Source organism: Erythrobacter crassostreae (genome assembly GCF_019204045.1).
Lineage (GTDB): Bacteria > Pseudomonadota > Alphaproteobacteria > Sphingomonadales > Sphingomonadaceae > Erythrobacter > Erythrobacter crassostreae.
Genome location: NZ_JAGSPC010000001.1, coordinates 597,763 through 621,110 on the forward strand (window position 1 = coordinate 597,763; position 23,348 = coordinate 621,110).

Annotated in this window: 23 protein-coding genes; 14 read left to right on the forward strand and 9 right to left on the reverse strand. The window is 57.0% G+C overall.

Features of this window, described 5'->3' with window-relative positions:
* The first annotated feature begins 96 nt into the window (after positions 1-96).
* The 4 genes from KCG46_RS02990 (at position 97) to KCG46_RS03005 (ending at position 4,534) form a co-directional block, all read left to right on the forward strand.
* Positions 97-300, forward strand: a complete 204-nt coding sequence (locus tag KCG46_RS02990) for a DUF1192 domain-containing protein (RefSeq protein ID WP_218403846.1) — start codon at positions 97-99, stop codon at positions 298-300.
* On the forward strand, positions 297-920 hold the full coding sequence (locus tag KCG46_RS02995) for a hypothetical protein (protein WP_218403847.1): 624 nt from the start codon (positions 297-299) through the stop codon (positions 918-920). Before KCG46_RS02990 ends, KCG46_RS02995 begins: the two co-directional genes overlap by 4 nt.
* A gap of 115 nt (positions 921-1,035) precedes the next feature.
* Positions 1,036-3,435 carry an ATP-dependent Clp protease ATP-binding subunit ClpA gene (gene clpA / locus KCG46_RS03000; RefSeq protein ID WP_218403848.1) on the forward strand — a complete coding sequence of 800 codons (2,400 nt, stop codon included), beginning with the start codon at positions 1,036-1,038 and terminating at the stop codon, positions 3,433-3,435.
* Positions 3,436-3,502: 67 nt separating this feature from the next.
* Complete coding sequence (locus KCG46_RS03005) at positions 3,503-4,534, forward strand: ligase-associated DNA damage response exonuclease (protein ID WP_218403849.1); 1,032 nt, start codon at positions 3,503-3,505, stop codon at positions 4,532-4,534.
* 31 nt (positions 4,535-4,565) lie between these two features.
* Here KCG46_RS03005 and KCG46_RS03010 read toward each other — a convergent pair whose 3' ends face one another.
* Positions 4,566-4,868, reverse strand: a complete 303-nt coding sequence (locus KCG46_RS03010) for a hypothetical protein (RefSeq protein WP_218403850.1) — start codon at positions 4,866-4,868, stop codon at positions 4,566-4,568.
* Positions 4,869-4,957: 89 nt separating this feature from the next.
* Here KCG46_RS03010 and KCG46_RS03015 point away from each other — a divergent pair, with 89 nt between their 5' ends.
* Together KCG46_RS03015 and KCG46_RS03020 are read left to right on the forward strand one after the other, a co-directional pair.
* Positions 4,958-6,553, forward strand: coding sequence for a cisplatin damage response ATP-dependent DNA ligase (locus KCG46_RS03015; RefSeq protein WP_218403851.1), 1,596 nt, complete (start codon positions 4,958-4,960; stop codon positions 6,551-6,553).
* 49 nt (positions 6,554-6,602) lie between these two features.
* Entirely contained in the window at positions 6,603-7,115 is a 513-nt protein-coding gene (locus KCG46_RS03020; protein WP_218403852.1) for a DUF1993 domain-containing protein, read from the forward strand.
* A gap of 185 nt (positions 7,116-7,300) precedes the next feature.
* On the opposite strand, the gene KCG46_RS03025 is transcribed toward KCG46_RS03020, so the two are convergent.
* From KCG46_RS03025 to KCG46_RS03045, 5 genes are all read right to left on the reverse strand, one after another.
* Entirely contained in the window at positions 7,301-7,873 is a 573-nt protein-coding gene (locus KCG46_RS03025) for a gamma carbonic anhydrase family protein (protein WP_218405268.1), read from the reverse strand.
* A 5-nt stretch (positions 7,874-7,878) separates the two neighbouring features.
* Positions 7,879-8,433: a GNAT family N-acetyltransferase gene (locus KCG46_RS03030; protein WP_218403853.1), complete on the reverse strand. Its 555-nt coding sequence runs from the start codon at positions 8,431-8,433 to the stop codon at positions 7,879-7,881.
* Positions 8,426-8,998, reverse strand: coding sequence for a GNAT family N-acetyltransferase (locus tag KCG46_RS03035; protein ID WP_218403854.1), 573 nt, complete (start codon positions 8,996-8,998; stop codon positions 8,426-8,428). Before KCG46_RS03035 ends, KCG46_RS03030 begins: the two co-directional genes overlap by 8 nt.
* Positions 8,991-9,986: a porphobilinogen synthase gene (hemB, locus tag KCG46_RS03040; RefSeq protein WP_218403855.1), complete on the reverse strand. Its 996-nt coding sequence runs from the start codon at positions 9,984-9,986 to the stop codon at positions 8,991-8,993. Before hemB ends, KCG46_RS03035 begins: the two co-directional genes overlap by 8 nt.
* 63 nt (positions 9,987-10,049) lie before the next feature.
* Positions 10,050-11,753 (reverse strand): M23 family metallopeptidase, encoded by a 1,704-nt coding sequence (locus KCG46_RS03045; protein WP_255551736.1) that lies wholly within the window; start codon positions 11,751-11,753, stop codon positions 10,050-10,052.
* Positions 11,754-11,812: 59 nt separating this feature from the next.
* Between KCG46_RS03045 and KCG46_RS03050 the strand changes: the two genes are divergently transcribed.
* From KCG46_RS03050 to fdxA, 3 genes are all read left to right on the forward strand, one after another.
* Positions 11,813-14,593: a helicase-related protein gene (locus KCG46_RS03050; protein ID WP_218403856.1), complete on the forward strand. Its 2,781-nt coding sequence runs from the start codon at positions 11,813-11,815 to the stop codon at positions 14,591-14,593.
* Positions 14,590-14,874, forward strand: a complete 285-nt coding sequence (locus KCG46_RS03055; protein WP_255551737.1) for a S4 domain-containing protein — start codon at positions 14,590-14,592, stop codon at positions 14,872-14,874. Before KCG46_RS03050 ends, KCG46_RS03055 begins: the two co-directional genes overlap by 4 nt.
* A gap of 105 nt (positions 14,875-14,979) precedes the next feature.
* Positions 14,980-15,318, forward strand: coding sequence for a ferredoxin FdxA (fdxA, locus tag KCG46_RS03060; protein WP_218403857.1), 339 nt, complete (start codon positions 14,980-14,982; stop codon positions 15,316-15,318).
* A gap of 16 nt (positions 15,319-15,334) precedes the next feature.
* Here the strand turns inward: fdxA and KCG46_RS03065 are convergent, their stop codons facing one another.
* Entirely contained in the window at positions 15,335-16,252 is a 918-nt protein-coding gene (locus tag KCG46_RS03065) for a tetratricopeptide repeat protein (protein WP_218403858.1), read from the reverse strand.
* A 278-nt stretch (positions 16,253-16,530) separates the two neighbouring features.
* On the opposite strand from KCG46_RS03065, the gene KCG46_RS03070 reads away from it, so the two are divergent.
* The 3 genes from KCG46_RS03070 to KCG46_RS03080 all read left to right on the forward strand — a co-directional run bounded on the left by KCG46_RS03070 (position 16,531) and on the right by KCG46_RS03080 (position 18,394).
* Positions 16,531-17,067: a CarD family transcriptional regulator gene (locus KCG46_RS03070; RefSeq protein WP_218403859.1), complete on the forward strand. Its 537-nt coding sequence runs from the start codon at positions 16,531-16,533 to the stop codon at positions 17,065-17,067.
* Positions 17,068-17,222: 155 nt separating this feature from the next.
* Positions 17,223-17,990 carry a GIN domain-containing protein gene (locus KCG46_RS03075; protein WP_218403860.1) on the forward strand — a complete coding sequence of 256 codons (768 nt, stop codon included), beginning with the start codon at positions 17,223-17,225 and terminating at the stop codon, positions 17,988-17,990.
* Between the two features lie 71 nt (positions 17,991-18,061).
* A complete protein-coding gene (locus tag KCG46_RS03080; protein WP_218403861.1) occupies positions 18,062-18,394 on the forward strand; it encodes a hypothetical protein in 333 nt (110 codons plus the stop codon).
* Here the strand turns inward: KCG46_RS03080 and KCG46_RS03085 are convergent.
* Positions 18,391-19,329, reverse strand: coding sequence for an L-threonylcarbamoyladenylate synthase (locus KCG46_RS03085; protein ID WP_218403862.1), 939 nt, complete (start codon positions 19,327-19,329; stop codon positions 18,391-18,393). The genes KCG46_RS03080 and KCG46_RS03085 overlap by 4 nt on opposite strands.
* A 92-nt stretch (positions 19,330-19,421) precedes the next feature.
* Here KCG46_RS03085 and KCG46_RS03090 point away from each other — a divergent pair, with 92 nt between their 5' ends.
* Complete coding sequence (locus KCG46_RS03090) at positions 19,422-21,164, forward strand: acyl-CoA dehydrogenase family protein (protein WP_218403863.1); 1,743 nt, start codon at positions 19,422-19,424, stop codon at positions 21,162-21,164.
* Between the two features lie 67 nt (positions 21,165-21,231).
* Here KCG46_RS03090 and KCG46_RS03095 read toward each other — a convergent pair whose 3' ends face one another.
* Positions 21,232-22,716 carry a PQQ-dependent sugar dehydrogenase gene (locus KCG46_RS03095; RefSeq protein WP_218403864.1) on the reverse strand — a complete coding sequence of 495 codons (1,485 nt, stop codon included), beginning with the start codon at positions 22,714-22,716 and terminating at the stop codon, positions 21,232-21,234.
* A gap of 62 nt (positions 22,717-22,778) precedes the next feature.
* On the opposite strand from KCG46_RS03095, the gene KCG46_RS03100 reads away from it, so the two are divergent.
* The gene (locus KCG46_RS03100; protein ID WP_218403865.1) at positions 22,779-23,276 is read left to right on the forward strand and encodes a free L-methionine (R)-S-oxide reductase MsrC; all 498 of its coding nucleotides are present in this window, start codon (positions 22,779-22,781) and stop codon (positions 23,274-23,276) included.
* The last annotated feature ends 72 nt before the right edge of the window (positions 23,277-23,348 follow it).

Sequence of the window (23,348 nt, forward strand, 5' to 3'; positions counted from 1 at the left end):
GAATGCCCCGTTTGATCGCACAATATGCAATACATTGCGACGAATACCCAGCATGCGCATTGACAGCAAGCCGGTAGGATTAGATGTTACAGGAATATGGACGACGGCGACCTTCCCCGCCCGAAAGGCGACGCCGCGAGCAAGCTCGCAGCCGAGGACCTTGCCCCCTATTCACAAGACGAACTGGACGAGCGAATTGCGACGCTCGAAACCGAAATAGCCCGTGTGAAGGCGCACCGTGACAAAGCCGCAGCGCACAGGCTGGCCGCGGACGCCCTGTTCGGCGGAAAATCCGGGTGAAGTTCAAGCTCCTCTTCCTAGCTTTGTCGGTGATGTTGCTGCCATCCGGTGCGCTGGCTCAGGATCTCCCAAAGGAGCGGTATACCATCCTGCCTGCCCTCGAAATCAATTTGCAGAGGGGTTTGGCGTATTACATCGGTGAGAGCGGGCAGGCTGCAATGCGGATCGAGGATTGTTCTGACGATACGACTCACTGCATCCGGTCAATATGTAAAAGTATGAACGGCTACATTCCGCCGCGTCCCGATTGCGTCGCAGGTTCGCAATTGACGATGATTTGGCCGCGCCAATGTGCCCGCCACGCTGAAATTGGGGATCAGATTGAACAAAACGGCGTCAAAGCGACCATGATCGGATATTATGATCGCATCGTTCATCATACGGGGCTGCGCAGTCGCAGATACGTATGGTCAGTGGAAGGTCAAACCGACATCGCCCTTATCGCGCACAAAGGCCACCTCACCGGGGTGGTCTTGGATACGTCAGAAACCAACCAGATTGCAGCGCGGTTCAGTAAGAATCCAGTGTTCGACGCCAAGGATGCTGGCGATGATGCGTATCCAAACCTAATTGTTACGTGGCCTTTGCCAAACAGTATTGGCGGAGCCTGCGCAAAATGACTGCCTCTCTACAAACGGAGTCGCAATCTCTTGCGACCATACCATATAGTTTACCGTACCTCTCATACGGCTCTGAATTCCCCATCCGTTTCCGCACTCTCAAAGAGACCCCCTGATGCCAAGTTTTGCCCAAAATCTCGAACGCACTCTTCATAACGCTCTCGGCAATGCGTCCGAACGTCGCCACGAATATGCGACGCTCGAGCATCTTCTGCTTGCGCTGATTGATGATGAGGATGCCGCACAGGTCATGGCGTCTTGCGGTGTGGACCTTGCGGAGCTGGGCGAGGTTGTGAAGCAATATCTAGATCAGGAATATCAGTCACTTAAAACTGAAGAAGACGCCGATCCGCAGCCAACCGCCGGTTTCCAGCGGGTCATCCAGCGCGCGATCCTGCATGTGCAATCCTCGGGCAAGGATACGGTGACAGGCGCGAATGTTCTGGTGGCGCTCTTCTCTGAGCGGGACAGTTACGCGGTCTATTTCCTGCAACAACAGGATATGAGCCGTCTCGATGCGGTCAGCTATATCAGCCATGGAATTGGCAAAGGCGGTCGCCAGATCGAAAGCGGCCAGACATCCGGCGCAGAAGATAGCCCCGCCGGCGAACCTGCGGAAGCTGCCAAAGAAGGCGGCAAGCAGAAAGAAACCGCGCTCGACCAATTTACCGTGAACCTGAATAAGAAGGCGGAAGACGGCAGGATCGACCCGCTGATCGGCCGCGGCCCAGAGGTTGACCGGACGATCCAGATCCTGTGCCGCCGTTCAAAGAACAACCCGCTTTACGTTGGTGACCCTGGCGTAGGCAAAACCGCCATCGCAGAGGGCCTTGCGCGCAAAATCGTCGAAGGCGATGTGCCCGAAGTCCTTGAAGAAGCGGTGATTTACTCGCTCGATATGGGCGCGTTGCTCGCGGGCACACGCTATCGCGGCGATTTTGAAGAACGGCTGAAACAGGTTGTGACCGAGCTCGAAGCGATGCCGCATGCGGTTCTCTTCATTGACGAGATTCACACCGTTATCGGTGCTGGCGCGACCAGCGGCGGCGCGATGGATGCATCCAACCTGCTGAAACCGGCGCTTTCAGGCGGGACGATCCGCTGCGTCGGTTCAACCACTTACAAAGAATTCCGCAATCACTTCGAAAAAGACAGAGCGCTGCTGCGCCGGTTCCAGAAAATCGACGTGAACGAGCCGACTATCGAGGACACGATCAAAATCCTCAAAGGCCTGCGGACAGCATTCGAAGATCACCACGGTGTGAAGTACACGCCTGATGCGCTCAAAACCGCCGTTGAATTGTCGGCGCGGTATATCAATGATCGCAAATTGCCCGACAAAGCCATCGACGTGATCGATGAAGTCGGCGCGATGCAGATGCTGGTCCCACCAAGCCGCCGCAAGAAAAAGATCACGGCGCGCGAGATTGAACAGGTCATCGCAACGATGGCGCGCATCCCGCCGAAATCGGTCAGCAAGGACGACAAGAAGGCGCTGCAAAACCTCGACCGCGACCTGAAACATGTCGTGTTTGGCCAGGACGAGGCGATCACCCGTCTCGCAACCGCGATGAAGCTTTCGCGTGCTGGGCTGCGCGATCCCGACAAGCCGATCGGTTCGTTCCTGTTCAGCGGCCCAACCGGCGTCGGTAAAACAGAAGTCGCGCGCCAACTCGCCTCGATCATGGGGATTGAGCTGAAGCGTTTTGATATGTCCGAATATATGGAGCGCCACAGCGTTTCACGCCTGATTGGCGCGCCTCCGGGCTATGTCGGATATGATCAGGGCGGCCTGCTTACCGACGCTGTTGATCAGAACCCGCATTGCGTGCTGTTGCTCGACGAGATCGAGAAAGCGCATCCCGACCTGTTCAATATCCTGCTGCAAGTGATGGATAATGGCCGCCTGACCGATCACCACGGTAAGACAGTTGATTTCCGCAATGTTGTCCTCGTCATGACGACCAATGCCGGTGCATCCATGATGGCCAGTCAGGGCATCGGTTTTGGCGATGTGTCAAAAGAAGATGCAGGCTCCGAAGCGGTGAAGAAGATGTTCACGCCTGAGTTCCGCAACCGTCTCGATGCGATTGTGCCGTTTGCCTATCTGGGCAAAACGACAGTTGCCCGCGTGGTCGACAAATTCATCCTGCAGCTTGAGCTGCAGCTGGCCGAGCAAAACGTCCACATCCAGTTCGATGGCGATGCCCGCGATTGGCTGGCCGAAAAAGGCTATGACAAGCTCTATGGCGCGCGTCCGATGGGCCGCTTGATCCAGGACAAGATCAAACAGCCGCTCGCGGAAGAATTGCTGTTCGGCAAACTGGCCGATGGCGGCGAGGTTCATGTGACGGTGAAGGATGGCAAGCCAAGCTTCGAGCTGACACCGGCCCCGCCCAAGACCAAACCGAAGCGTAAGGCTCCGGCAAAGAAAAAGCCCGCTGCGAAAAAAGCGCCTCCAGCGCAGGATGCGGACACCAAGCCGGAGGAATCAGGCAGCGATAAAGAAACCTGAGACCGGTCAAGCCAATAGAAAGGGCGCGGAAAGGGAAACCTCTCCGCGCCCTTTTCGTTGAAGCACTATGACTGTGCCTTTTTCCTGGATCCGGCCCGAGCCGTGGGGCGTGCATATTGTGCCCGCCGATGTCTGGATTGATCCCGGCCGTGCAGTAGATCGTGCGCTCGTTACCCACGGCCATGCCGATCATGCACGCGGCGGGCACGGCGAAACGATTGCAACACCAGAAACCCTCGCGATCATGGAGTTGCGCTACAAAACGGGCGCGGAGGACGAAGCCGGTGAAATCCCGTCGAAAGCAGTGCCTTGCGCTTATGGTGAGACGATCCGTCTCAAAGGCGGAGTCGATGCGACCTTCATTCCGGCGGGCCATGTGCTTGGCTCTGCGCAAATCCTGCTTGAACATGCGGGCGAGCGAGTTGTGATAACGGGCGACTACAAGCGGCGACCGGACCCTACCTGCGCTCCGTTTGAAGTGACCCCGTGCGATATCTTCATCACCGAGGCGACCTTCGGCCTTCCCGTCTTCATCCACCCGCCAATTGAAGATGAAATGGCAAAGCTGACCGGAGCATTGGAACAGCAACCCGATGGATCGGTTTTGGTCGGCGCATACGCCCTAGGAAAAGCGCAGCGCGTTATCGCGGAGCTGCGCGCCATTGGTCATACCCAGCCGATTTATCTGCATGGCGCGATGGAGAAGATGTGCCGCCTTTATAAAGAGCATGGCGTTGATCTGGGCGAGCTGCCGCTCGTGAGTGATCACACCAAAGACGACATGCGCGGGGCCATTATCGTAGCTCCGCCCAGCGCCATGAACACCACTTGGTCACGCCGCCTGCCCGATCCCGTCACAGCCATGGCGAGCGGGTGGATGCGGGTGCGAGGACGCGCGCGGCAACGCGGCGTCGAACTGCCACTGATTATCTCAGATCACGCCGATTGGAACGAGCTGACGCAGACCATTGAGGATGTGAACCCGCAGGAGACATGGATCACCCATGGCCGCGAAGAGGCGCTGCTGCGCTGGTGCAAGCTTGGTCAACGCAAAGCGCGCGCGCTGGCGCTGGTCGGGCGGGAGGAAGAGGATGATTGAGCATACCCTTCCCCGTCCCGCCGATACCGGATTACTTAATCGCGGCGAGATCCGCCTGGATTTTCTCAAGCATTTCGGGAGTGATGGCGCCCTGCGACCAAGGCTGAAGCGCGGTGAGGCTCATAGTTTTGAACTGGCCATAGGCGGGATGCTTATCGAGGCCTGGAATATGCTTTTCGAGCACGGCCTTCGCGCGTTTGTCAGCAACCAACTGTTCGATCGGCGTATCGGTGGAAAAACCTGCAGCCTTCGTCTGCGCGTGGGCAGTCACGACCATCGCAGGGCTGGTGGCGAGGCCGAGCGCAAGGGCAGCAGCGAGCATTGGGGCTTTCATCAGGGAACTTCCTTCGTTGGGGATTTGAAACAGAACGCTGGCTTTAGCGTGCCTGTATGTCTGCGCGATGAAGCAAGGGCGGGCAAGCGATGATCCGGTTCGCCGCCCTGCTCGATACACTGGTCTACACCACCAGCCGCAACCGGAAGCTCGCTCTGATCGCGGAATATCTTCGCGAAACGCCTGACCCCGATCGCGGTTTTGCGATGGCCGCCTTGACCGGAGAGCTAGATTTTCCCGCAGTCAAATCGTCAACCGTCCGCAATCTGATGAAGGACCGCGTCGATCCTGTTTTGTGGACGCTGAGCCGCGATTTTGTAGGTGATACGGCTGAAACCGCCAGCCTGCTCTGGCCCGGCCCGCAGCAACCCACCGGCGAAGAGCCAAGTGTGGCCCAAGTGGTCGATATGTTGAGCGCGATGAATCGCAACACAGCACCTCAGGAATTGCCGAAACTGCTCGACCGGCTTGATCCGAATGGCCGTTTTGCCTTGATCAAGCTGGCCACAGGAGGGATGCGGATTGGCGTGTCCGCCCGCCTTGCCAAGACAGCGTTCGCACAAGCCTTTGATGTGTCTGTCGAAGATGTTGAAGAGTATTGGCACGCATTGGAAGCGCCCTATCCGGAACTGTTCGCTTGGGCCGCAGATGGCGGCGATCCGCCGGATGTCTCTAACCGCCCGCTGTTCCGCCCGTTCATGCTCGCCCATCCTTTGGAAGAGACCGAAGTCGACCTCGCTGAATACGCCGCAGAATGGAAATGGGACGGCATTCGCGTGCAATTGGTACGGGTTGCAGGCGAATCGAGGCTCTATTCACGCAGCGGTGACGACATTTCTGCGACCTTCCCCGAATTGCTCGATGTGCTTCCGATGGATGCGGTATTGGATGGCGAATTGCTTGTGCGCGGAACTGCGCAGGGCGGTGAAGCGGGCGGCGCGGCCAGTTTCAACGCGCTTCAGCAAAGGCTCGGACGCAAGACGGTATCCAAGAAAATGCTCGCCGAAGCGCCTGCCTTTGTCCGGCTGTATGATGCGATGATTATCGAAGCCGAAGACGTGCGCGAACAGCCATGGAGCGAGCGCCGTAAATCTCTGGAGGCGTTGATGCCGCGCCTGCCGGAAAGCCATTTCGACATCTCCGCCATTGTCGAGGCGCGTGACTTTACTCACCTCGCCGAAATCCGCGAAGGGGCTCGCGATGACGCGATCGAAGGGCTCATGCTCAAACGCCGTGACAGCCCCTACATCGCGGGCCGGAAAGTTGGATATTGGTACAAATGGAAACGCGATCCGCTGCTGATTGATTGCGTCATGATGTACGCGCAGCGCGGCAGCGGCAGGCGATCCAGTTTCTATTCCGATTACACTTTCGGTTGCTGGGACGGTGATCCGGATAAAGGCGCGGAATTGCTTCCCGTAGGAAAAGCCTATTCCGGCTTCACCGATGCCGAGCTTAAAAAGCTCGACAAGCTGGTGCGGCAGACCACGCTCAACAGGTTCGGCCCCGTGCGCGAGGTGGAACGGACGCTGGTGTTCGAAGTTGCATTCGACAGCGTGCACACCTCAAAACGCCACAAAAGCGGCCTCGCCATGCGCTTCCCCCGCATCCACCGTATCCGATGGGACAAACCAGTGCACGAGGCCGACCGGATTGAGGGCTTGCGAGCGCTGATCAGGGATTAGGTTGTAATTTGCAACGGAATTGTTATCTCTGCCGAAAGGGAGAAATCAAATGAATCTCTACGATCAGTCCATCGCCGTATATCGCTCACGCCTCGACACGCTTTCCGACTTGCTGACAAAGGCTGCGGCACATCCGAAAGGTGATGCCCTGCTTGAATCCAAGCTGGCCGACGACATGCATCCGCTTGCAACGCAAATCCGCTTTGTCGCGAACCTTCCCGGAGAGGCCTTGCCCCGTCTCAGCAAACGCGAATTTGCCTCTCGCGATGACAACGAAACGACAATCGCCGGCGCTCAGGCGGTGATCGAAGAGATGAAGGCGCTGCTGGACAGCATCGAGGCATCAGAGCTTGTATCCGCAGATGAAACACTCGTCGTGGACCTGCCAAACGGCATGCAATTCACTCTAACGGCTGAGCAATACGTGCAGGATTGGTCGCTGACCAATTTCTATTTCCACCTCACCACCGCTTATGCGATTTTACGGATGGAAGGGCTCGATATCGGCAAGATCGATTTCATGCCGCACATGATGAAGCATGTCTCGAAGATGCCCGGCTAACGCGCGAAACTTTCCTACTCGGCCCAATCATGCGAGGTCGGTGATGTTCTTTGACATTGTCGATCCCGCGCAAAAGTTGGGAAGTTGTCACCTGTGTCCTACTTATAGGTTTAGCTTCAACTTCAACGCTTTACCTATGTAGGACACGCATGACACTTGCCTGATTTGTCATGTGTTTCCTACAATCAACCCATCGCGTCTTTCACCGCCTCAGCATGGTGTTTTGCGTTTTCGGCATAGTGCGCGGTCCCGATTTTCATGCCAGCGATTGCGCCTTCGCCCAACTCTTTCAGACGCTTCGCCGGACGGCCCGCCCATAGCTCCCGCTCGCCCATCACTTTGCGTTCTGTCAGCATTGCGCCTGCCGCGAGCATAGCGTCGCTACCGATCACGGATTTGTTCATCGCAATCGCGCCAAGACCTACAAAGCCGCGATCATGGATCGTGCAGCCATGCACCATGGCCATGTGGCCGATCAGCACGTCATCACCGATAATCAGGGCCGAGCCTTCTTCATCGCCTGGACGGGGCGGATCGCAGTGCAGGACGCTGCCGTCCTGAACATTGCTGCGTTCGCCAATCCGGATGGTGAATACATCCGCGCGCACCACGCAATTGTACCAGATCGAACTGCCTGCCCCGATCTCGACATCACCAATGATCGTCGATCCCGGCGCGATAAAGGCAGTGTCGTGAATTTTCGGCGTCTTGCCGTGAATCGAAATGATGTTTGCGCCCGGAAATCGCGTATCGGTCATCGTCATCAGGTCGTCTCCCATTGCTCTTTGGTGAGCGAGTATTGAATGGTCGGGTTGTCTTCGGGTGGAAAGGCCGCATCGGAAAAATCGAGGTCTTTTCGGCGTCGCATGCCGAGCTTTTCCATCAATTTCCAGCTGCCGATATTCGCATTGCTGGTAAGCGCGACAAGATACGGGGCACCGATGGAATGGAACGCCCAATCAATCACGCCGCGCATTGCCTCGTGCGCGTAACCACGCCGCCAGCGATCCTCGCGCACCAGCCAGCCAATTTCGAAATCGCCAATGTTTGGTGCGAGCGGATTGTCCACGCGCTTCATCCCGCAATGACCGACGAGATCACCGCTCACCTTCTCGATCATCATCATAAAGCCAAAGCCTTCACGCGCGAACCAGCCCATGCTCTTGGCATGCTTTGCCTCAATTTCGTGAAGCTCAATCACTCCGCCTAGATGTTCCATCACCGCCGGTGTGTTGAGCACCCGATCTTGAAGCACGGCGTCGCCTTCATCAATTTTGCGCAGGATCAGCCGCTCGGTTTCGAGCACAAGGTCACCCATTAAGCTCGTCCCATTCCGCCCGTTCGATCCGGTAGACGATGATTGTTTTGCCCTTTGCCCAGCTAACTGAGTCTGGAAAATCCAGATCGCTCCGACGTTTCATGCCAAGCTTGATCATCAAGCCCCAACTTGGAACATTCTCTTCGACGGTCAAAGCGATGACATGCGACGCATCGAACCGGTCAAAGGCGATAACGAGCGATGCCTGCGCAGCCTCTTTGGCATAGCCGTGACCCCAAGCATCTTCGCGCAATCGCCATCCGGCCTCCATATCGCCGATCGGCCCTTCGGGTTCGTTGCAGCGTTTCAGCCCGCAAAACCCGATTATCTCACCGGACAAATTTCCGCCATCAGCTTTGCGCTCGACAACCCAGAATGTGTGGCCGGCCTCTTTTTTATATTTGAGCAAACGCTCCTGCACGCTTTCGCGGGTCGCTTCATCGGCAAGCCCGCCAAGATGGCGCATGACATTCGGCGTGTTCAGGTGCTTCCAGAAAGGCGCCCAATCCTCATCACGCCAATCGCGCAGGATTAGACGCTCGGTCTCGTGACGAAAGTCAGCCATTTAGAATGCGTGCGGCGACCGGGGCATGATAGGTCAAAACGCCGGAACAACCGGCCCGTTTGAACGCGATGAGCTTCTCCATCAGCAACGCATCGCGGTCTCCGATGCCAGCCGCCTGAGCCGCTTCGATCATCGCGTACTCACCGCTTACTTGATAAGCGAAGACCGGCACGCCGAATTGTTGTTTCACTCGGTAAATTATGTCGAGATAGGCTAGGCCTGGCTTCACCATCACGCTGTCGGCACCCTCGGCAATGTCGAGCTCAACCTCGCGCAGAGCCTCATCTCCGTTAGCAGGGTCCATCTGATAGGTTTTCTTATCGCCTTTCAGCAGGCCGCCCGAACCAACCGCATCGCGAAACGGGCCGTAAAATGCGCTGGCATATTTAGCAGCGTAGCTCATGATCTGGACATTGTGGTGATTGCCCATTTCCAGAGCCATACGGATGGCATGAATGCGGCCATCCATCATGTCCGACGGTGCGATAATGTCGGCGCCCGCTTCTGCTTGATTGATGGCCTGATCGACGAGTGAGGCAACAGTATCGTCATTCAAGACGTACCCCGCATCGTTCAGCAACCCGTCTTGCCCGTGACTGGTATAGGGATCGAGCGCGACATCAGTCAGCACGCCGATATCGTCGCCGCAGGCATCTTTGATAGCCTTAATCGCGCGGCACATCAGATTGTCAGGGTTGTGCGCTTCTTCGCCATTATCACTCCGCTTTTCAGCCGGTGTGTTCGGGAACAGCGCAATGACCGGTATACCAAGATCGACCGCCTCTTTTGCACGCGCCACAATCCCGTCTACCGACCAACGCGAAACACCCGGCAAGGTCGCCACCGGATCCTCGACACCGCTGCCTTCGGTCACAAAAAGCGGCCAGATCAAATCTGTCGGCGCGAGATGATTTTCACGGTGAAGCGCGCGGCTCCAGTTGTTGGCGCGCGTACGGCGCAGGCGTGTATTTGGATATTTTCCCGTCATAACGGCGAGGTGTAGCCGCAATTGGCTCGCCGCCGCAATGCAAAGTCAGAGGATCGTATTTTTCTAGTTGTCGTACCGGGCAGCAAGGTCGATTTTCTCGATCTCACGGGTGGGTTCTTCCAACTCGGTTGGCAATGCCTCGAGGTCAGTTAGCGCCGCTCCGACTTCGATTTCTTTAAGACGGTTCAACTGCTGCTTGAATTCGGCAAGTTCAGTTCCGGAAAGCTGGGCACGGGTGACGAATTTTACGCTGGCCGGATTGATAGAGCGGCCACCGCGATACATCTCGTAATGAAGGTGTGGTCCAGTGGAGAGACCGGTCGAACCGACATAGCCGATCACCTGTCCGCGGCGGACTTGCTGGCCTCGGCTCACCGCCATCCGGCTCATATGGCAATACCGCGTCGATAGGTTTCCGCCATGGTTCAATTTCACCGCATTGCCGCAACCACCGGCGCGCCCGGCCGACGCTACCGTTCCATCTGTTACCGCAACGATCGGAGTGCCCCGGCGCGCACGAAAATCAAGCCCCGAATGCATCCTGCGATAGCCAAGAATCGGATGGCGGCGCATGCCATAGCGCGACGAAATCGGACCGGGCACCGGAGCAACCAGACCGTTGCGCTGTTCACCCACTCCAGAGGCTTCGTAAAAGCGGCCTTGATCACCCCAACGCATCAACTGCGTTTTGGCCTGACCATCGCGGTCGATCCCTGCAAAGAGCAATTGACCCGCCTGCCGTTCGCCGGTTGCGGCACGGCGATAGGCAATCACAATGTCGAATTCGTCAGTCGAGCGGACTTGACGATCCATATCGATCTGATCGTCGAGCGCCTTGATATAATCCTGCACCGCGCTCGCAGGAACTCCGGCGGCGCGCATCGAACGATAGAGGCTGGAGCCCACTTGGCCCCGAACCCGCAACGGCGTGTCATCCACACGGATAACATTTTTCTGAAGCGCAAGCGTGCCGCCCTGATCCGATTGATCGGTCACACCCTGACGAGCGACCTCAAGCTCCAGATCAAACCGCGCGCGGAATTTCAATGCATCGAGAGGGCGCGGAGCTCCTTGCTCTGAACGCCGGCCCAATACGATGTCGATCTGCGTTCCGGGCTCAATCTCGGCAAGTGGCATGGCCTGTCCAACCAATGCGCTCACTTGCCCGATGTCGGTGCCTGAAACACCCGCACGGCGCAGCATGCTCGAGAAACTGTCGCCCGGTGCAAGCGTGGCCAGAAGCGAGATTTGTGGCCGCTCCGGCGCGCTTTCCAACGGGATTACCCTGGTGGTTGGCCCCATCCGGCGGCCGCTATCCGCGCCAAGCGCCAGCGGCATGATCATCTGGCTTCGGAACTCATCACGGATTTCTTCGCTTTCGGGCATCGCGGTGCGCGCTTCGAGCGGGTCCATGCTGGGCCAGAACATCAGCGCCACTGCGCCGAGCCCGATCATCGTGCCCAATCCGCGGAACCACCGGCGGCTGCCGATATCCTCCGCCAAGTCCGGGGTCAGATCGAGGCTTTCCATCCAATTGCTGGTCGAAGCTCTCCATCCATCATAGCGCTCACCAACATTACCGAAGCCGGACAAAAGGCGTTGCTTGACGGAAACAGCTTTGGTCGGCTGGGAATTCTGGACGTAGTGTGCAAGCCCTTCGATAGTCGAAGGATCTAAGCCGGAAGTGCCGCGCGCATCGCCTTCGGCACCGAACAGCTCTTCCTGCTGTTCGGCGGTGCCTCCAGAGATGTCACGCGTGTGATCCAAACTGATATTCCTTATCTGCCACAAATGGCATCTGGCTTTTTGCTCTCTGGCGGAAATCCATGGAGAAACAAAGTAAACGCAGGGTTAAGCAGCGACCAACTGACTCGCGTCTGCGGTGGGCCGATCTACGCAGTTATCCGTATTCGGAAAAGAGACATCAGCAGACCCATTGCGACCTGTCCCTAAGCCTGACACAAGCCGAAATTGTTGTGATCAATCATTCGAGCAATTCACGTGTGCGGGCGGTGCTCGGCCCCACCAATACCGGCAAGACTCATCTCTCGATTGAGCGCATGTGCGCCCATTCGAGCGGAATGATGGGTTTTCCGCTGCGCCTGCTTGCGCGCGAAGTGTACGACCGTGTGCGAGCGATCAAGGGTGACGATTCTGTCGCACTAATCACCGGCGAACAACGGATCGAGCCGCCAAAGGCCCGCTATTTCTGTTGCACGATGGAGGCGATGGATCGGCTCGGCGGGGGCCACGCTTTCGTTGCGATTGACGAAGCGCAGATTGGCGCAGATCCCGAACGCGGCCATATTTTCACCGATAGACTGCTGAATGCGCGCGGGCGGGAAGAAACGATGATCCTAGGCTCGGCTACGCTTGAGCCGATTGTAAAGGCGCTGATCCCGGGTGCGGAAATGGTCGAGCGGCCTCGGTTCTCAACGCTGACGCATTCGGGATCAGCCAAGCTTTCACGCCTCCCACCGCGCAGCGCGGTCGTCGCCTTCTCGACAGAGCAGGTGTACGCGATGGCCGAAGCATTGCGGCGTTTCCGCGGCGGGGCGGCGGTTGTGATGGGGGCGCTTTCACCGGAAACCCGCAACAAACAAGTCGAGCTGTTTCAGAATGGCGAGGTTGATTACATCGTGGCAACAGATGCCATCGGCATGGGATTAAATCTCGACCTCAATCATGTCGCGTTTGCAGCTCTTTCCAAATTCGATGGACGGCGGAAACGGCGCCTCACCCCGGCGGAAATGGCGCAAATCGCGGGGCGCGCGGGGCGGCATCAGCGTGATGGCAGTTTTGGCACACTTACCGGCGGCGGCAGCAGATCGGGCGCGCCGCTCGAATTTACCGATGAAGAAGTTTTCGCGATCGAAGAGCACAAATTCGCTCCGCTGACAAAGCTGCATTGGCGCGAGGCCGAACCCCGTTTTGAAACACTGCAAGTCCTAATCGGCGATCTCGAAAGCCGTCCGCGCCACGATGTCCTTCGCGGTGCCCCGCAAGCCATCGATCTGGCCGTGCTCAAACGTCTGGTAGAAGATCCAATTGCAAAAAGTGTGCGAGGGTCCGGATTGGTTCGCCGATTTTGGGAGGCATGTTCGCTACCGGATTTCCGGCAAATCGGGGTCGATCCGCACTCACGCTTTGTCGCCCGGTTATGGCAGGATTTATCAAAGGGTTATTTGGGCGCGGATTTTGTTGCCGCGCGGATTGCCGAACTCGACCGGACTGGCGGAGACATAGACACTTTGCAGGGCAGGATAGCCGCGATCCGATCCTGGGCTTATATTTGCCAACGGCCCGACTGGGTTCTAGCGCGAGATGAAATGGCTGCTAGGGCGCGTGCAGTCGAAGCGAAACTATCGGATGCGTTGCATGCGCGGCTCACCGAACGCTTTGTCAATCGAAGGACGACAATACTGATGAAATCGCTTGGGCAAGATGCCAGCGCACTCCCTGTAACGCTTGAGACTGATGGCCGCGTGACCGTCGAAGGCGAATTGATCGGCAATCTGGAAGGCTTCCGCTTTACCGTTGATGCCGGAACCGGCCTTGCCGATCGCAAGATGCTGCTTTCTGCCGGAGAGAAAGCCTTGCCCGCCATTTTGGCGCAGCGGGCTGAATGGTTGCTTGGCGAAGGGATTGCGGAGCTGGCAATCGAGCGAGGCGCAATTCGGTGGCAGGGACGCGAGCTTGCAACCATCGAAATGCCAGATGATTTCGCAACCCCGCGCCTGACCCTGTCCCGCGATATCGCGCTGCTAGTTGATCCAGCGCGCGGAAAGCTGGAGGCCGGGCTAACTGAATGGCTGACCGCCAAGCTCGATCCTCTTACCCCTTTGCGCAAACTTGCCGAAGCAGCGCGCAATCCCGAAGCTGGATCGCAGGCACGTGCCCTCTTGATCACGCTGATCGATGCTCGCGGCGTTATCAGCCGAGAGAAAGCTGGCCTTGAACATCTGCCCAAAGAAATGCGCCCCTTTTTGCGAAAGTTGGGTGTTACATTCGGCGCGCTGGATATCTTTGCGCATATGTTGCTCAAACCTGCGCCGCGCCAATTGCTCCACGCGCTAGGCTTGGACAAGCGGCCGTTGCAGGATGCGATGTTGCCAGTGCTAAGTGACGCGAAGAGCCTTCCTGCTGGTTACCGCCCCGCAGGATCGCAGGTAATCCGCGTTGATTTGGCCGAAAAGATCCTGCGCGCGGCATTTGATGCGCGGGCGAAAGCCACAGACAAGACCTCTAAAGACCGCAACCCTCGCTTCCGCCTTAATCTCGCTTTGCCGATTTCCATAGGCTTGGAAGAAGAGAATGCGCGGCGGCTGCTCGGCAGCGCTGGCTTTAAGGTTCAGCGCGCACGGATATTAGCCGAAGACACCCAGGGCCCGCCCGCGCCGGACAGTTGGACGTGGCGACCACGCCGCCCTGGTGAACCATCAAAGCGCCAAGGCAAACCGGATGATCGCAAGGGCAAGGGTCCAGGCAATCGGCGCGGGAAGCCTAAAGGCAAAGGCGGACCTCGTCCGCCAAAACCGCAAGTCGATACCGGTCCGGCGAGAGCCGGCGGCGCATTCGATGGATTGGCGGACTTGCTGGGCGGATGACAGAAGGCGGGGATGCGCAGGAAGTTGAAACGATCCGGTTGGATCGCTTGCTCGTCTACCTTCGCTTTGCCCGCACACGGTCTGCTGCTTGCAAAATAATCGAAAGACAATCCTTTCGCCGCAATCGCCTGCATGTGAAGCGAGTCAGCGAAAATGTCGTGGTCGGAGATGTGCTGACCTTTATGCAAGGTGACACGGTGAGGGTAATCGAAGTCCTCTCATTGCCCGACCGCCGCACATCGGCCGCTGCTGCGAAAGACTATTTTCGCGAGTTGGGTTAAGGGGATGCGTGCAGTCGCTCAGGTCAATCTGACCCTTGACCCCAGAACTGAATTCGCCATAGCAATTCGCGCGAATCTGCACGTAATTTCCGGAAGCCTTGTTCTATGACCTACGTCGTCACCGATGACTGCATCAAATGCAAATACACCGACTGTGTCGAAGTGTGTCCGGTGGATTGCTTTTACGAAGGCGAGAACATGCTGGTGATCAACCCCAGCGAGTGCATCGATTGTGGTGTTTGCGAACCGGAATGCCCGGCAGAAGCGATTCTGCCAGACACGGAAGACGGCCTGGAAAAGTGGCTTGAACTGAACACCAAGTTCTCAGCCGAATGGCCGAACATCACCAGTCAGAAAGAACCGCCTGCGGACGCCGATGATCACAAAGGCGAAAAAGGAAAGTTCGAGAAATTCTTCAGCCCGGAACCCGGCGAAGGTGATTAATTACCGCTGCTCGCTGTCATTTCCTTGATGCAGCGATCAGCCGGTTTGAATTCTCTACCATCTCTTTGGCTTGTTCGCGTGTTTTCGCATCCGGGTCCCGCTCCGCCGCGACTTCGAACCACTTCACAGCACGCCCCATAAGCTCGGATTCGACGAACATCTCTTCGCCCTCTTGGCGGAAACCGCGGCGCGCATAGTTGAGGCCCAGTTGAAACGCAGCATCGAGACGCCCCCATTGATAGGCGCGCTCAAACCATTCGCGCGATAAATGCGTATCCGCTTCGACACCGTCACCTTTTTGATAAATCTGCGCCAGAAGAAATGCAGCATTGGGCTGTTCCTGCACCCCGGCTTGCTCAAGTACAAAGCGTGCCGCGACGGGATCACGGTCAACCCCGACACCCATCAAAAGATAACCGCCGTAATCAGTTTGAGCATCAGGATCGCCTGCCACAGATGTCATACGGCACAAGCGCACGCCCTCGGCCTGATCTTCCGGCCCGCCCTGTCCGCGCACGAGCATGTTTCCATAGGCGCAGAAAGACATACGCCATCCCGCCTCTGCGGCTTTCTTGTACAGCGAGCGCGCCCTGGCCAAGTCCTCGTCTCTACCTCTGCCGCTATAGAAACAGGTGGCGTAATTGTGGAGACCATCTGCACGCCTGCCCTCTTGCCGCTCGAAATAGTCGCAGGCGCGGTTTGCATCATTGGGAAAGCCCCCAAGACCTTCATTGAACATTTCACCAAGCAGCTCGAGCGCACTATCATCGCCGTTCTGTGCCAGCGCCTCCAACTGTGACACGGCATCCTCAACGGGCAATGCGTCCAGTTGTTCGATGACTGCGCGAACTTCCTTTGAAGTTTCTGATTTGTAGAATTCATCAGGCACCGCTTGCAGCTGCAAAGCCACTGATAAAATCATCAAATCGAACATGGGTTTCGCTCCAACTGTAAGAACATTTGTCTGTATCCGGGACGCTATAATGCACACGAGTCGATCAGACTCGCAATATTGTTGCGATTGTGTTATATGATGATGCAACCGCGCTGGTTGGTCCCGGCGCTGGCGATGAAAACCAGAAAGGCCAAAACCCAGCAAACACAGTTATGGACGGTTTCACTCCGGAGTTCGCTTCTTCCTAAAGAAGCGCGCACCGCCGAACAAACCTCTTGTCTGTGTGCGTTTCGGATGGTCACAAGAAAGGAACTCGCATGGCAAGCAATGCGCCCGCCTTTACAGTCGGAGATTATGTTGTTTACCCGAAGCACGGCGTAGGCCGCGTTATCGAACTGCAGAATGAAGAAATTGCTGGCATGCAGCTTGAGCTGTATGTCCTCCGTTTCGAAAAAGAGCGCATGACGCTCCGTGTGCCAACCAACAAGGTTGAATCGATCGGCATGCGTAAATTGTCCTCGGACAAGACGCTGAAAGAAGCCATGGAAACTCTCAAGGGCAAGCCCAAGGTAAAACGCACCATGTGGTCGCGCCGCGCACAGGAATACGAAGCGAAGATCAACTCCGGTGAGATCGTTTTGATCGCCGAGGTGACCCGCGACCTGTTCCGGCCTGAAGACCAGCCGGAGCAAAGCTATTCAGAGCGTCAGATCTTTGAAGCGGCATCAAGCCGTTTGGCCCGTGAACTTGGCGCCATGGAAGAAACCGACGAAGCGACCGCGCTCGAAAAAATCCTCGAAGTCCTGCGTGAGCATGCTCCGCAATATTACGACAATGATGAAGACGACAGCTAAGGCTGATCCTATTTGATCGACACTCAAAGGGCTGCCTGATCGGGCAGCCCTTTTTGATTCGGGTTAAGGCCTGACTGCGCGACTAGCCCTTGCGCTTAGCAGTATGGTGTATTACATCAGCAACACGCTACACAAATTCAGGTGGAGACACAGAAATGATCGGACGAATATTTAAAGGGCTCGCGCCACTTGCCGCTTTGGCCATGGGGGCCACCCTATCGAGCTGCGGCAATGTTGATATGACCATCAACGGGGAAGAGGGTGTGCCGCTTGCCGATCTCGATATGAGCGGCGCTGCGCCGACAGAGCTTGTCGTCGCCACCAACGCAACGGTTGTGGTTACCGAGGGCGATGCACTCAGCATTTCGATCGAGAATGATCCCGAAACCGCGCTGCGCTTCGTCCTTGATGAAAGCACGATTGGTGTGACCAGCGACCCGGACCTTGAAATCAAGGAAGGTAAAGCCATCGTTCGCCTGACAATGCCCGCACCCAAAAGTATGGTGATTGCAGGTTCAGGCTCGATTGAGACCGCAGTGGTCGCTGCCAATTCGGAACTTATGATCGGCGGATCAGGCTCGGTCGTCATGGATGCCATTGCTGCTGAAACGCTGGAAATCAGCATTGGCGGATCAGGCGATGTCAAAGGCAGCGGTACTGCAGACCGGCTTGAAGTGACGATTGGCGGATCGGGCAATGTTGAATTGACCGATCTCAAGGTCGACAAAGCCGAAGTTTCCATCGGCGGATCAGGCAGCGTAAGTTTTGCATCAGATGGCGAAGTTGAAGCCAACATTGCTGGCGCAGGTGATGTGAACGTGACAGGCAATGCCAAATGCACACTCAACAGCTTTGGATCCGGAACGCTTACATGCGAACCGACTGCTGCTGATGCAGAACCCGTCGCAATCGAAGAGGGTTGATCGCCACATTTTCGCATTCAGTTGCACGCGTCCGACTTGCATTCTCGATCAGAGCGCGCATGGTATCGCCCATGCGCGCTCTTTCATTTATCATGCTTGCCGTTGCAGGCGTTTCGCTCTCGGGTTGTCTCAGCACGGTCGCTGATGTCGTGACAGCTCCGGTCAAAGTCGGAAGCAAAGCTGTCGACTTGGCCACCACCAGCCAATCGGAAGCTGATGAGAAACGCGGCCGTGACCTCCGCAAACGCGAAGAAGAATTGGGCAAGCTTGAGCGGCGCTATGGTAAGGAGCTGCGCAAGTGCCAAGATGGCAGCCGGAAAGCCTGCGGGGATGCGCAAGAAACATACCGGGCCATGCAGGAGCTTATTCCAACGATCCCGGTCGCACCGGATAGCGACGACTAATCTACCGGTGCTGCGGCCCGCCGCAATCGATCATTGATCGCCAAGCCAATCCCTTTTTGGGGCACCGGAGCAACCGCGATCGACGTTTTCTCAGACGCAGCACCTTGATGAAGGCAATCGTAGAGGTTTGCCGCGGCTTCAATCAGATCACCTGAAGCCGACAGCATGCAGTCGCCCCGAATGTCGCCAAATCCAATCGAGAACTCGTCTGGCGCAACTTTTGTAGCGTTAAGCCGCACGGGTTTGCCAGGGGCATAGTGGCTGGCGAGCTGGCCCGGTGCTTCGACCGCGACGCCGCTTGATAGATCAGACGAAACTTCGCGAAGCTGAATGGGGCCGGGTCTCAGTTCTTCAATCCTGCCGCCTGCACGAATTGCTGCGATGGTCGATTCCAAACCTGCCTCGGTTGCTCCTCCATCCAGCACCATTTCGATCCTGCCGTCTAAGGACGCTAGAACATGCTCAGCGGTGGTTGGGCTTATAAAACCGCTGCGATTGGCCGACGGGGCAGCAAGTGGAAATGGCACTGCTTCCAACAGGGCACACATGACCGGATGGTCCGGCACCCTCACAGCGAGCGTGGGAAGGCCCGCGCTAACAGCTTTCGCGAGCGCGGCATCTTCACGAATCGGCAGTACAAGCGTGAGCGGACCAGGCCAGTAACGCTCTGCCAGTCGCTTCGCTGTATCGTCGAAATGAGCAAGTTTTGCAGCGTGCCCGGCGTCGCGCGTATGCACGATGAGCGGATTGAAATCTGGGCGGCCTTTTGCCGCGTAAATCTTCGCAACAGCCTTGGCATTATCGGCTCGCGCAGCGAGGCCATAAACGGTCTCTGTCGGGACAGCCACAAGGTCGCCCGATTCAAGAATCGCTGCCGCTCTTGCGATCCCCTGAGTGTCTGCCTGCACCACTTCCGTAACGTTCTTGCCGCTCATCACAGGGTCGCTATATTCTTAGCCAAGCGCTGCCAAGCGAAACGCGCTCTTCCGATCAATTCGCGCCTCCATCAACAGGACGACCAAAGACCGTGACACCTTATACTCCCCCCACCCAGGATCAGTTGCTCGCGATCCGCGTAAATGCCGGAATTGACGAGATTGCCACCTCTGAGAAGTACGCTCATGCTGAGGCTGACTTGGTCGAGGCGATCGTCGAAGGCGTAGGCCAATTTGCCGCTGGAGAATTCGCCCCGCTGAACCGGATTGGCGACTTGGAAGGGGCCAAGCTTGAAAACGGCGTGGTCCGCCTGCCCGAAGGCTTCAAAGAGGCGTACAATTCCTATGTCGAGCAAGGATGGAATGCGATTGCCTCACCCGAGGAGCACGGAGGTCAGGGCCTCCCCTTCACACTTTCCTGCAACGTTCTTGAAAACCTTGGCTCGGCCAATATGGCGTTTTGCCTTCTTCCTATGCTCTCCGTTGGCGCGATTGAGGCGTTGGAACACCACGGCAGCAACGATCAGAAAGCCAAATATCTTCCGGATCTGGTGAGCGGAAAATGGTCCGGCACAATGAACCTGACCGAGCCGGCAGCTGGCAGCGATGTGGGCGCGCTGCGCTCCACCGCAGTTCCGATTGAAGACGGCGAACATGCCGGCAAATACAAGATCGCCGGTCAAAAGATCTATATCACCTGGGGTGAGCATGAATTGGCGGAGAATATTATCCATTTGGTTCTGGCGCGTCTGCCAGATGCACCTGAGGGTTCGCGCGGCATATCGCTGTTCGTAGTCCCCAAATATCACCTCAATGATGACGGATCGCTGGGCAATCACAATGATCTGCGCTGCGTCAGTCTTGAGCATAAGCTCGGCATCAATGCCTCGCCCACATGTGTGATGAGTTACGGCGACAATGACGAGTGCATCGGTGAAATTGTCGGCGAACCGAACCGTGGTTTGATGGCGATGTTCACGATGATGAACAACGCCCGCATTAATGTCGGCAATCAGGGGGCGCAAATCGCAGAGCGTGCGACCCAGCAAGCCATTTCCTATGCAATAGACCGCGTCCAGTCAGCGCGTGCGGGATCACCTGATAAAACACCCGTCGCGATTATCGAACATCCCGATGTTCGCCGCATGATCCTGCGCATGAAATCACTGACAGAGGCGGTGCGCGCTTTGCTCTATTACTGCGCCGGGCAAGTTGACCGCGGCACAATTGGCGATGCGGATGCGAAAAACCGCGCCGAAATCCTAGTGCCGCTACTCAAGGCATGGGGGACCGATATCGGCGTTGAAGTTGCCGGAATTGGTATTCAAATCCATGGCGGAATGGGTTTTGTCGAAGAAACCGGCGCGGCCCAGCATTGGCGCGATTCGCGTATTGCCCCGATCTACGAAGGTACGAACGGTATTCAGGCGGCTGACCTTGTTACGCGCAAGCTAAGCCTTGAAGGTGGTGATGCCATGATCAGCCTGTTCGAAGAGATCGCGCGCGATGCGGCGCACGAAACATCTTTGGCAGCCCTCGCGACCGATTGCGCGCATGTCGTGATCTGGATGCGCGACGAAGCAAGCCTTGATGACAGGCTCGCAGGCAGTGTGCCCTATTGCACCATGGCCGCCGTTGCCGTGGCAGGTTGGCAATTGATGAAGCAGGCTGAAGCCGTCGCAAATGGCGCCGCGCCGTCGCTTTCAGAAACAAAGCCGGTCAGCGTAAGGTTCTTCCTCGATCGGATCGTACCCGAAGCACATGGATTGAAGGCTGGGGCAATCGCCGGTTCTGACCTGCTCTATTCGATCTCGACCGAAAAGCTCGCTGGGTAGATCAAACGCCCATGAGCTGCCCGCAAGAGTGGCACGAATTCAGATTGGTCCGGGCATATAGTCGAGCTTATTCGATTTCCTGGCCAGCCTGCGTACGCAGGTAATCCTCTTCAAACGTGGCACGCGGATCGCGAAGCTCACGCTGTGGGGGAAGGCTTCTGCCTGTCAGCCGCTCGATGCCGGCCCCGGGCTCCGCGTCAGGCGCAACCGCGCGCCAGATGATGCCAGCCGTATCATCCGAAACGAGCAATGAACCGTCGCCGCCCCATTCCACCCAAGTTGGGCGGCCTTTGGTGGTGCCATCTTCATTGAGGAACCCGCCTAGAACACTCACCGGCTTACCAATCGGATTGCCGCGGTCATCAAACTCAACATAGACGACATCGTACCCCGAAGGGGGCTTGCGATTCCAAGAGCCATGGCGAGCGATGAATGCCCCAGTGGCCATTTTATCGCCCATCCTGTGACCTTCGGCCGTAAACACAAGGCCAAGCGCGGCGACATGCGGGCCAAGCGCAAATTCAGGATTCCTCGTATATTCCATCAGGTAAGCAGGCATCGGGGTCTTAACGCGGCGATCGATGTTGTCTTTATAATAGAGCCAAGGCCAGCCGTAGTGCGCACCAACCGGAACATTGGTCAGGTAATCTGGCACCAGATCGGAGCCAAGCATGTCTCGCTCGTTCACGGTCGTCCAAAGCTCACCCGACCACGGGCTGAAATCAAGGCCATTGGCATTGCGAAGTCCAGCTGCAAATTGGCGCTCGCGATTGCTTTCCAGATTGTATTCCCAAATCATCGCGCGGCCCTCTTCGACCGACATCCCGCTTTCGCCAATATTGCTGACAGAGCCAACCGCGATATAAAGCCGGTCACCATCTGGATGGATTTCCATGTTGCGCATCCAGTGACCGCCCCCTGGGGCGAGATCCATCAATTTGCGGCCCTCACCGCTAACAGTATCGCTTCCGAGCTCGTAATCGAAAGCCATCACCGCGTTGTGATTGGCGACATAAAGCGTGCCATCACGCCAGCTTAAGCCAGAAGGGGAATCGAGCCCTTCTTCACGGATAACAATCTGTGTTTCCGCACTGCCATCGCTGTCTTCATCGCGGAGCAGCACAATCTGGTTGGGCGAGTCGCCAGACGCTCCTGCTTCGGAGAACAGGTATGAGGCGACCCAGCCGCGCACCGTACCCATAAAGCCACCCTCACCATCATCTTCGGATTTGGGTGAGCGCGTCAGCGTGACCAAAACATCGCCATTGGGCAGCGCATAGAGCACACGCGGGTGCTCAAGCCCTTCGGCAAAGCGGTTCACAACCAATCCATCGGCAGGAACAGGCAATTCACCCTCTTCCCACCCAACAGGTTTCGCGATCTGGACGGTGGGGAAGCTCTCCGCTTCAGGCGCCTGAAGGGTAGGTTCGGTCCCGGCCACATCATCGACCGATAAATCCGCGGTGTCACCGCGGGAAAGGAAGAAGAAAACTGCGCCCAGAACCAAAATCAGGACAAGCAGAGCGATTGCGAGTTTGCGAAGAATAGCCATGTGGGTGGAAGTAGAGCCGCAAAACGCTTGCGGCAACAGGTGAACGCTCGCAAGGAAGCCCAATGTACGATTTCAAACCTGATCCCGCGCTAAATACGGCAGAGCGTTACCGGCAGCTTTGCAATGCTGTGGATGCTTTGACCTCGGACGAGCCTGATTGCGTCGCCAACATGGCAAATGTTGCAGCATTGATCTGGGAATTCATCCCGGATCTCAATTGGTCGGGCTTCTACAGGGTCGGTGCATCAAAGTCCGGCGATAAAGAATTGGTGCTTGGCCCGTTTGTTGGCAGGCCCGCCTGCATCCGCATCCCTCTTGATAAAGGTGTATGCGGCGCCGCTGTCTCAACCGGGGAAACTCAACTTGTCGAGGATGTGCATGCCTTCCCGGGCCACATCGCCTGCGACGCCGCCAGCCGTTCCGAGCTTGTTGTCCCGGTTCTGCGTGATGGCGCGGTTGTGGCCGTTATCGACCTTGATAGCCCAAACCCTGAGCGCTTCACTTCAGAGGATGCTGCGGGCCTAGAAAAGCTTGCCCTGCTTCTGTCAGATCGCGTCTAAGAACTTAAAAACTCAGGGCATCAATCGCCCCGAAACGAGACAATCCCCAAGGCGCGCTTGGGAAATCAGGTC

What these genes read in the sequence shown, in the direction of transcription:
- KCG46_RS03055 (WP_255551737.1), top strand. Translation starts at nt 14,590, where the DNA reads ATGACAGAAGGCGGGGATGCGCAGGAAGTTGAAACGATCCGGTTGGAT.
- KCG46_RS03015 (WP_218403851.1), top strand. Translation starts at nt 4,958, where the DNA reads ATGATCCGGTTCGCCGCCCTGCTCGATACACTGGTCTACACCACCAGC.
- fdxA (WP_218403857.1), top strand. Translation starts at nt 14,980, where the DNA reads ATGACCTACGTCGTCACCGATGACTGCATCAAATGCAAATACACCGAC.
- KCG46_RS03070 (WP_218403859.1), top strand. Translation starts at nt 16,531, where the DNA reads ATGGCAAGCAATGCGCCCGCCTTTACAGTCGGAGATTATGTTGTTTAC.
- clpA (WP_218403848.1), top strand. Translation starts at nt 1,036, where the DNA reads ATGCCAAGTTTTGCCCAAAATCTCGAACGCACTCTTCATAACGCTCTC.
- KCG46_RS03075 (WP_218403860.1), top strand. Translation starts at nt 17,223, where the DNA reads ATGATCGGACGAATATTTAAAGGGCTCGCGCCACTTGCCGCTTTGGCC.
- KCG46_RS03085 (WP_218403862.1), bottom strand. Translation starts at nt 19,329, where the DNA reads ATGAGCGGCAAGAACGTTACGGAAGTGGTGCAGGCAGACACTCAGGGG.
- KCG46_RS02990 (WP_218403846.1), top strand. Translation starts at nt 97, where the DNA reads ATGGACGACGGCGACCTTCCCCGCCCGAAAGGCGACGCCGCGAGCAAG.
- KCG46_RS03065 (WP_218403858.1), bottom strand. Translation starts at nt 16,252, where the DNA reads ATGTTCGATTTGATGATTTTATCAGTGGCTTTGCAGCTGCAAGCGGTG.
- KCG46_RS03050 (WP_218403856.1), top strand. Translation starts at nt 11,813, where the DNA reads ATGGAGAAACAAAGTAAACGCAGGGTTAAGCAGCGACCAACTGACTCG.
- KCG46_RS03010 (WP_218403850.1), bottom strand. Translation starts at nt 4,868, where the DNA reads ATGAAAGCCCCAATGCTCGCTGCTGCCCTTGCGCTCGGCCTCGCCACC.
- KCG46_RS03100 (WP_218403865.1), top strand. Translation starts at nt 22,779, where the DNA reads ATGTACGATTTCAAACCTGATCCCGCGCTAAATACGGCAGAGCGTTAC.
- KCG46_RS03035 (WP_218403854.1), bottom strand. Translation starts at nt 8,998, where the DNA reads ATGGCTGACTTTCGTCACGAGACCGAGCGTCTAATCCTGCGCGATTGG.
- hemB (WP_218403855.1), bottom strand. Translation starts at nt 9,986, where the DNA reads ATGACGGGAAAATATCCAAATACACGCCTGCGCCGTACGCGCGCCAAC.
- KCG46_RS03020 (WP_218403852.1), top strand. Translation starts at nt 6,603, where the DNA reads ATGAATCTCTACGATCAGTCCATCGCCGTATATCGCTCACGCCTCGAC.
- KCG46_RS03095 (WP_218403864.1), bottom strand. Translation starts at nt 22,716, where the DNA reads ATGGCTATTCTTCGCAAACTCGCAATCGCTCTGCTTGTCCTGATTTTG.
- KCG46_RS03025 (WP_218405268.1), bottom strand. Translation starts at nt 7,873, where the DNA reads ATGACCGATACGCGATTTCCGGGCGCAAACATCATTTCGATTCACGGC.
- KCG46_RS03080 (WP_218403861.1), top strand. Translation starts at nt 18,062, where the DNA reads ATGCGCGCTCTTTCATTTATCATGCTTGCCGTTGCAGGCGTTTCGCTC.
- KCG46_RS03030 (WP_218403853.1), bottom strand. Translation starts at nt 8,433, where the DNA reads ATGGGTGACCTTGTGCTCGAAACCGAGCGGCTGATCCTGCGCAAAATT.
- KCG46_RS03005 (WP_218403849.1), top strand. Translation starts at nt 3,503, where the DNA reads ATGACTGTGCCTTTTTCCTGGATCCGGCCCGAGCCGTGGGGCGTGCAT.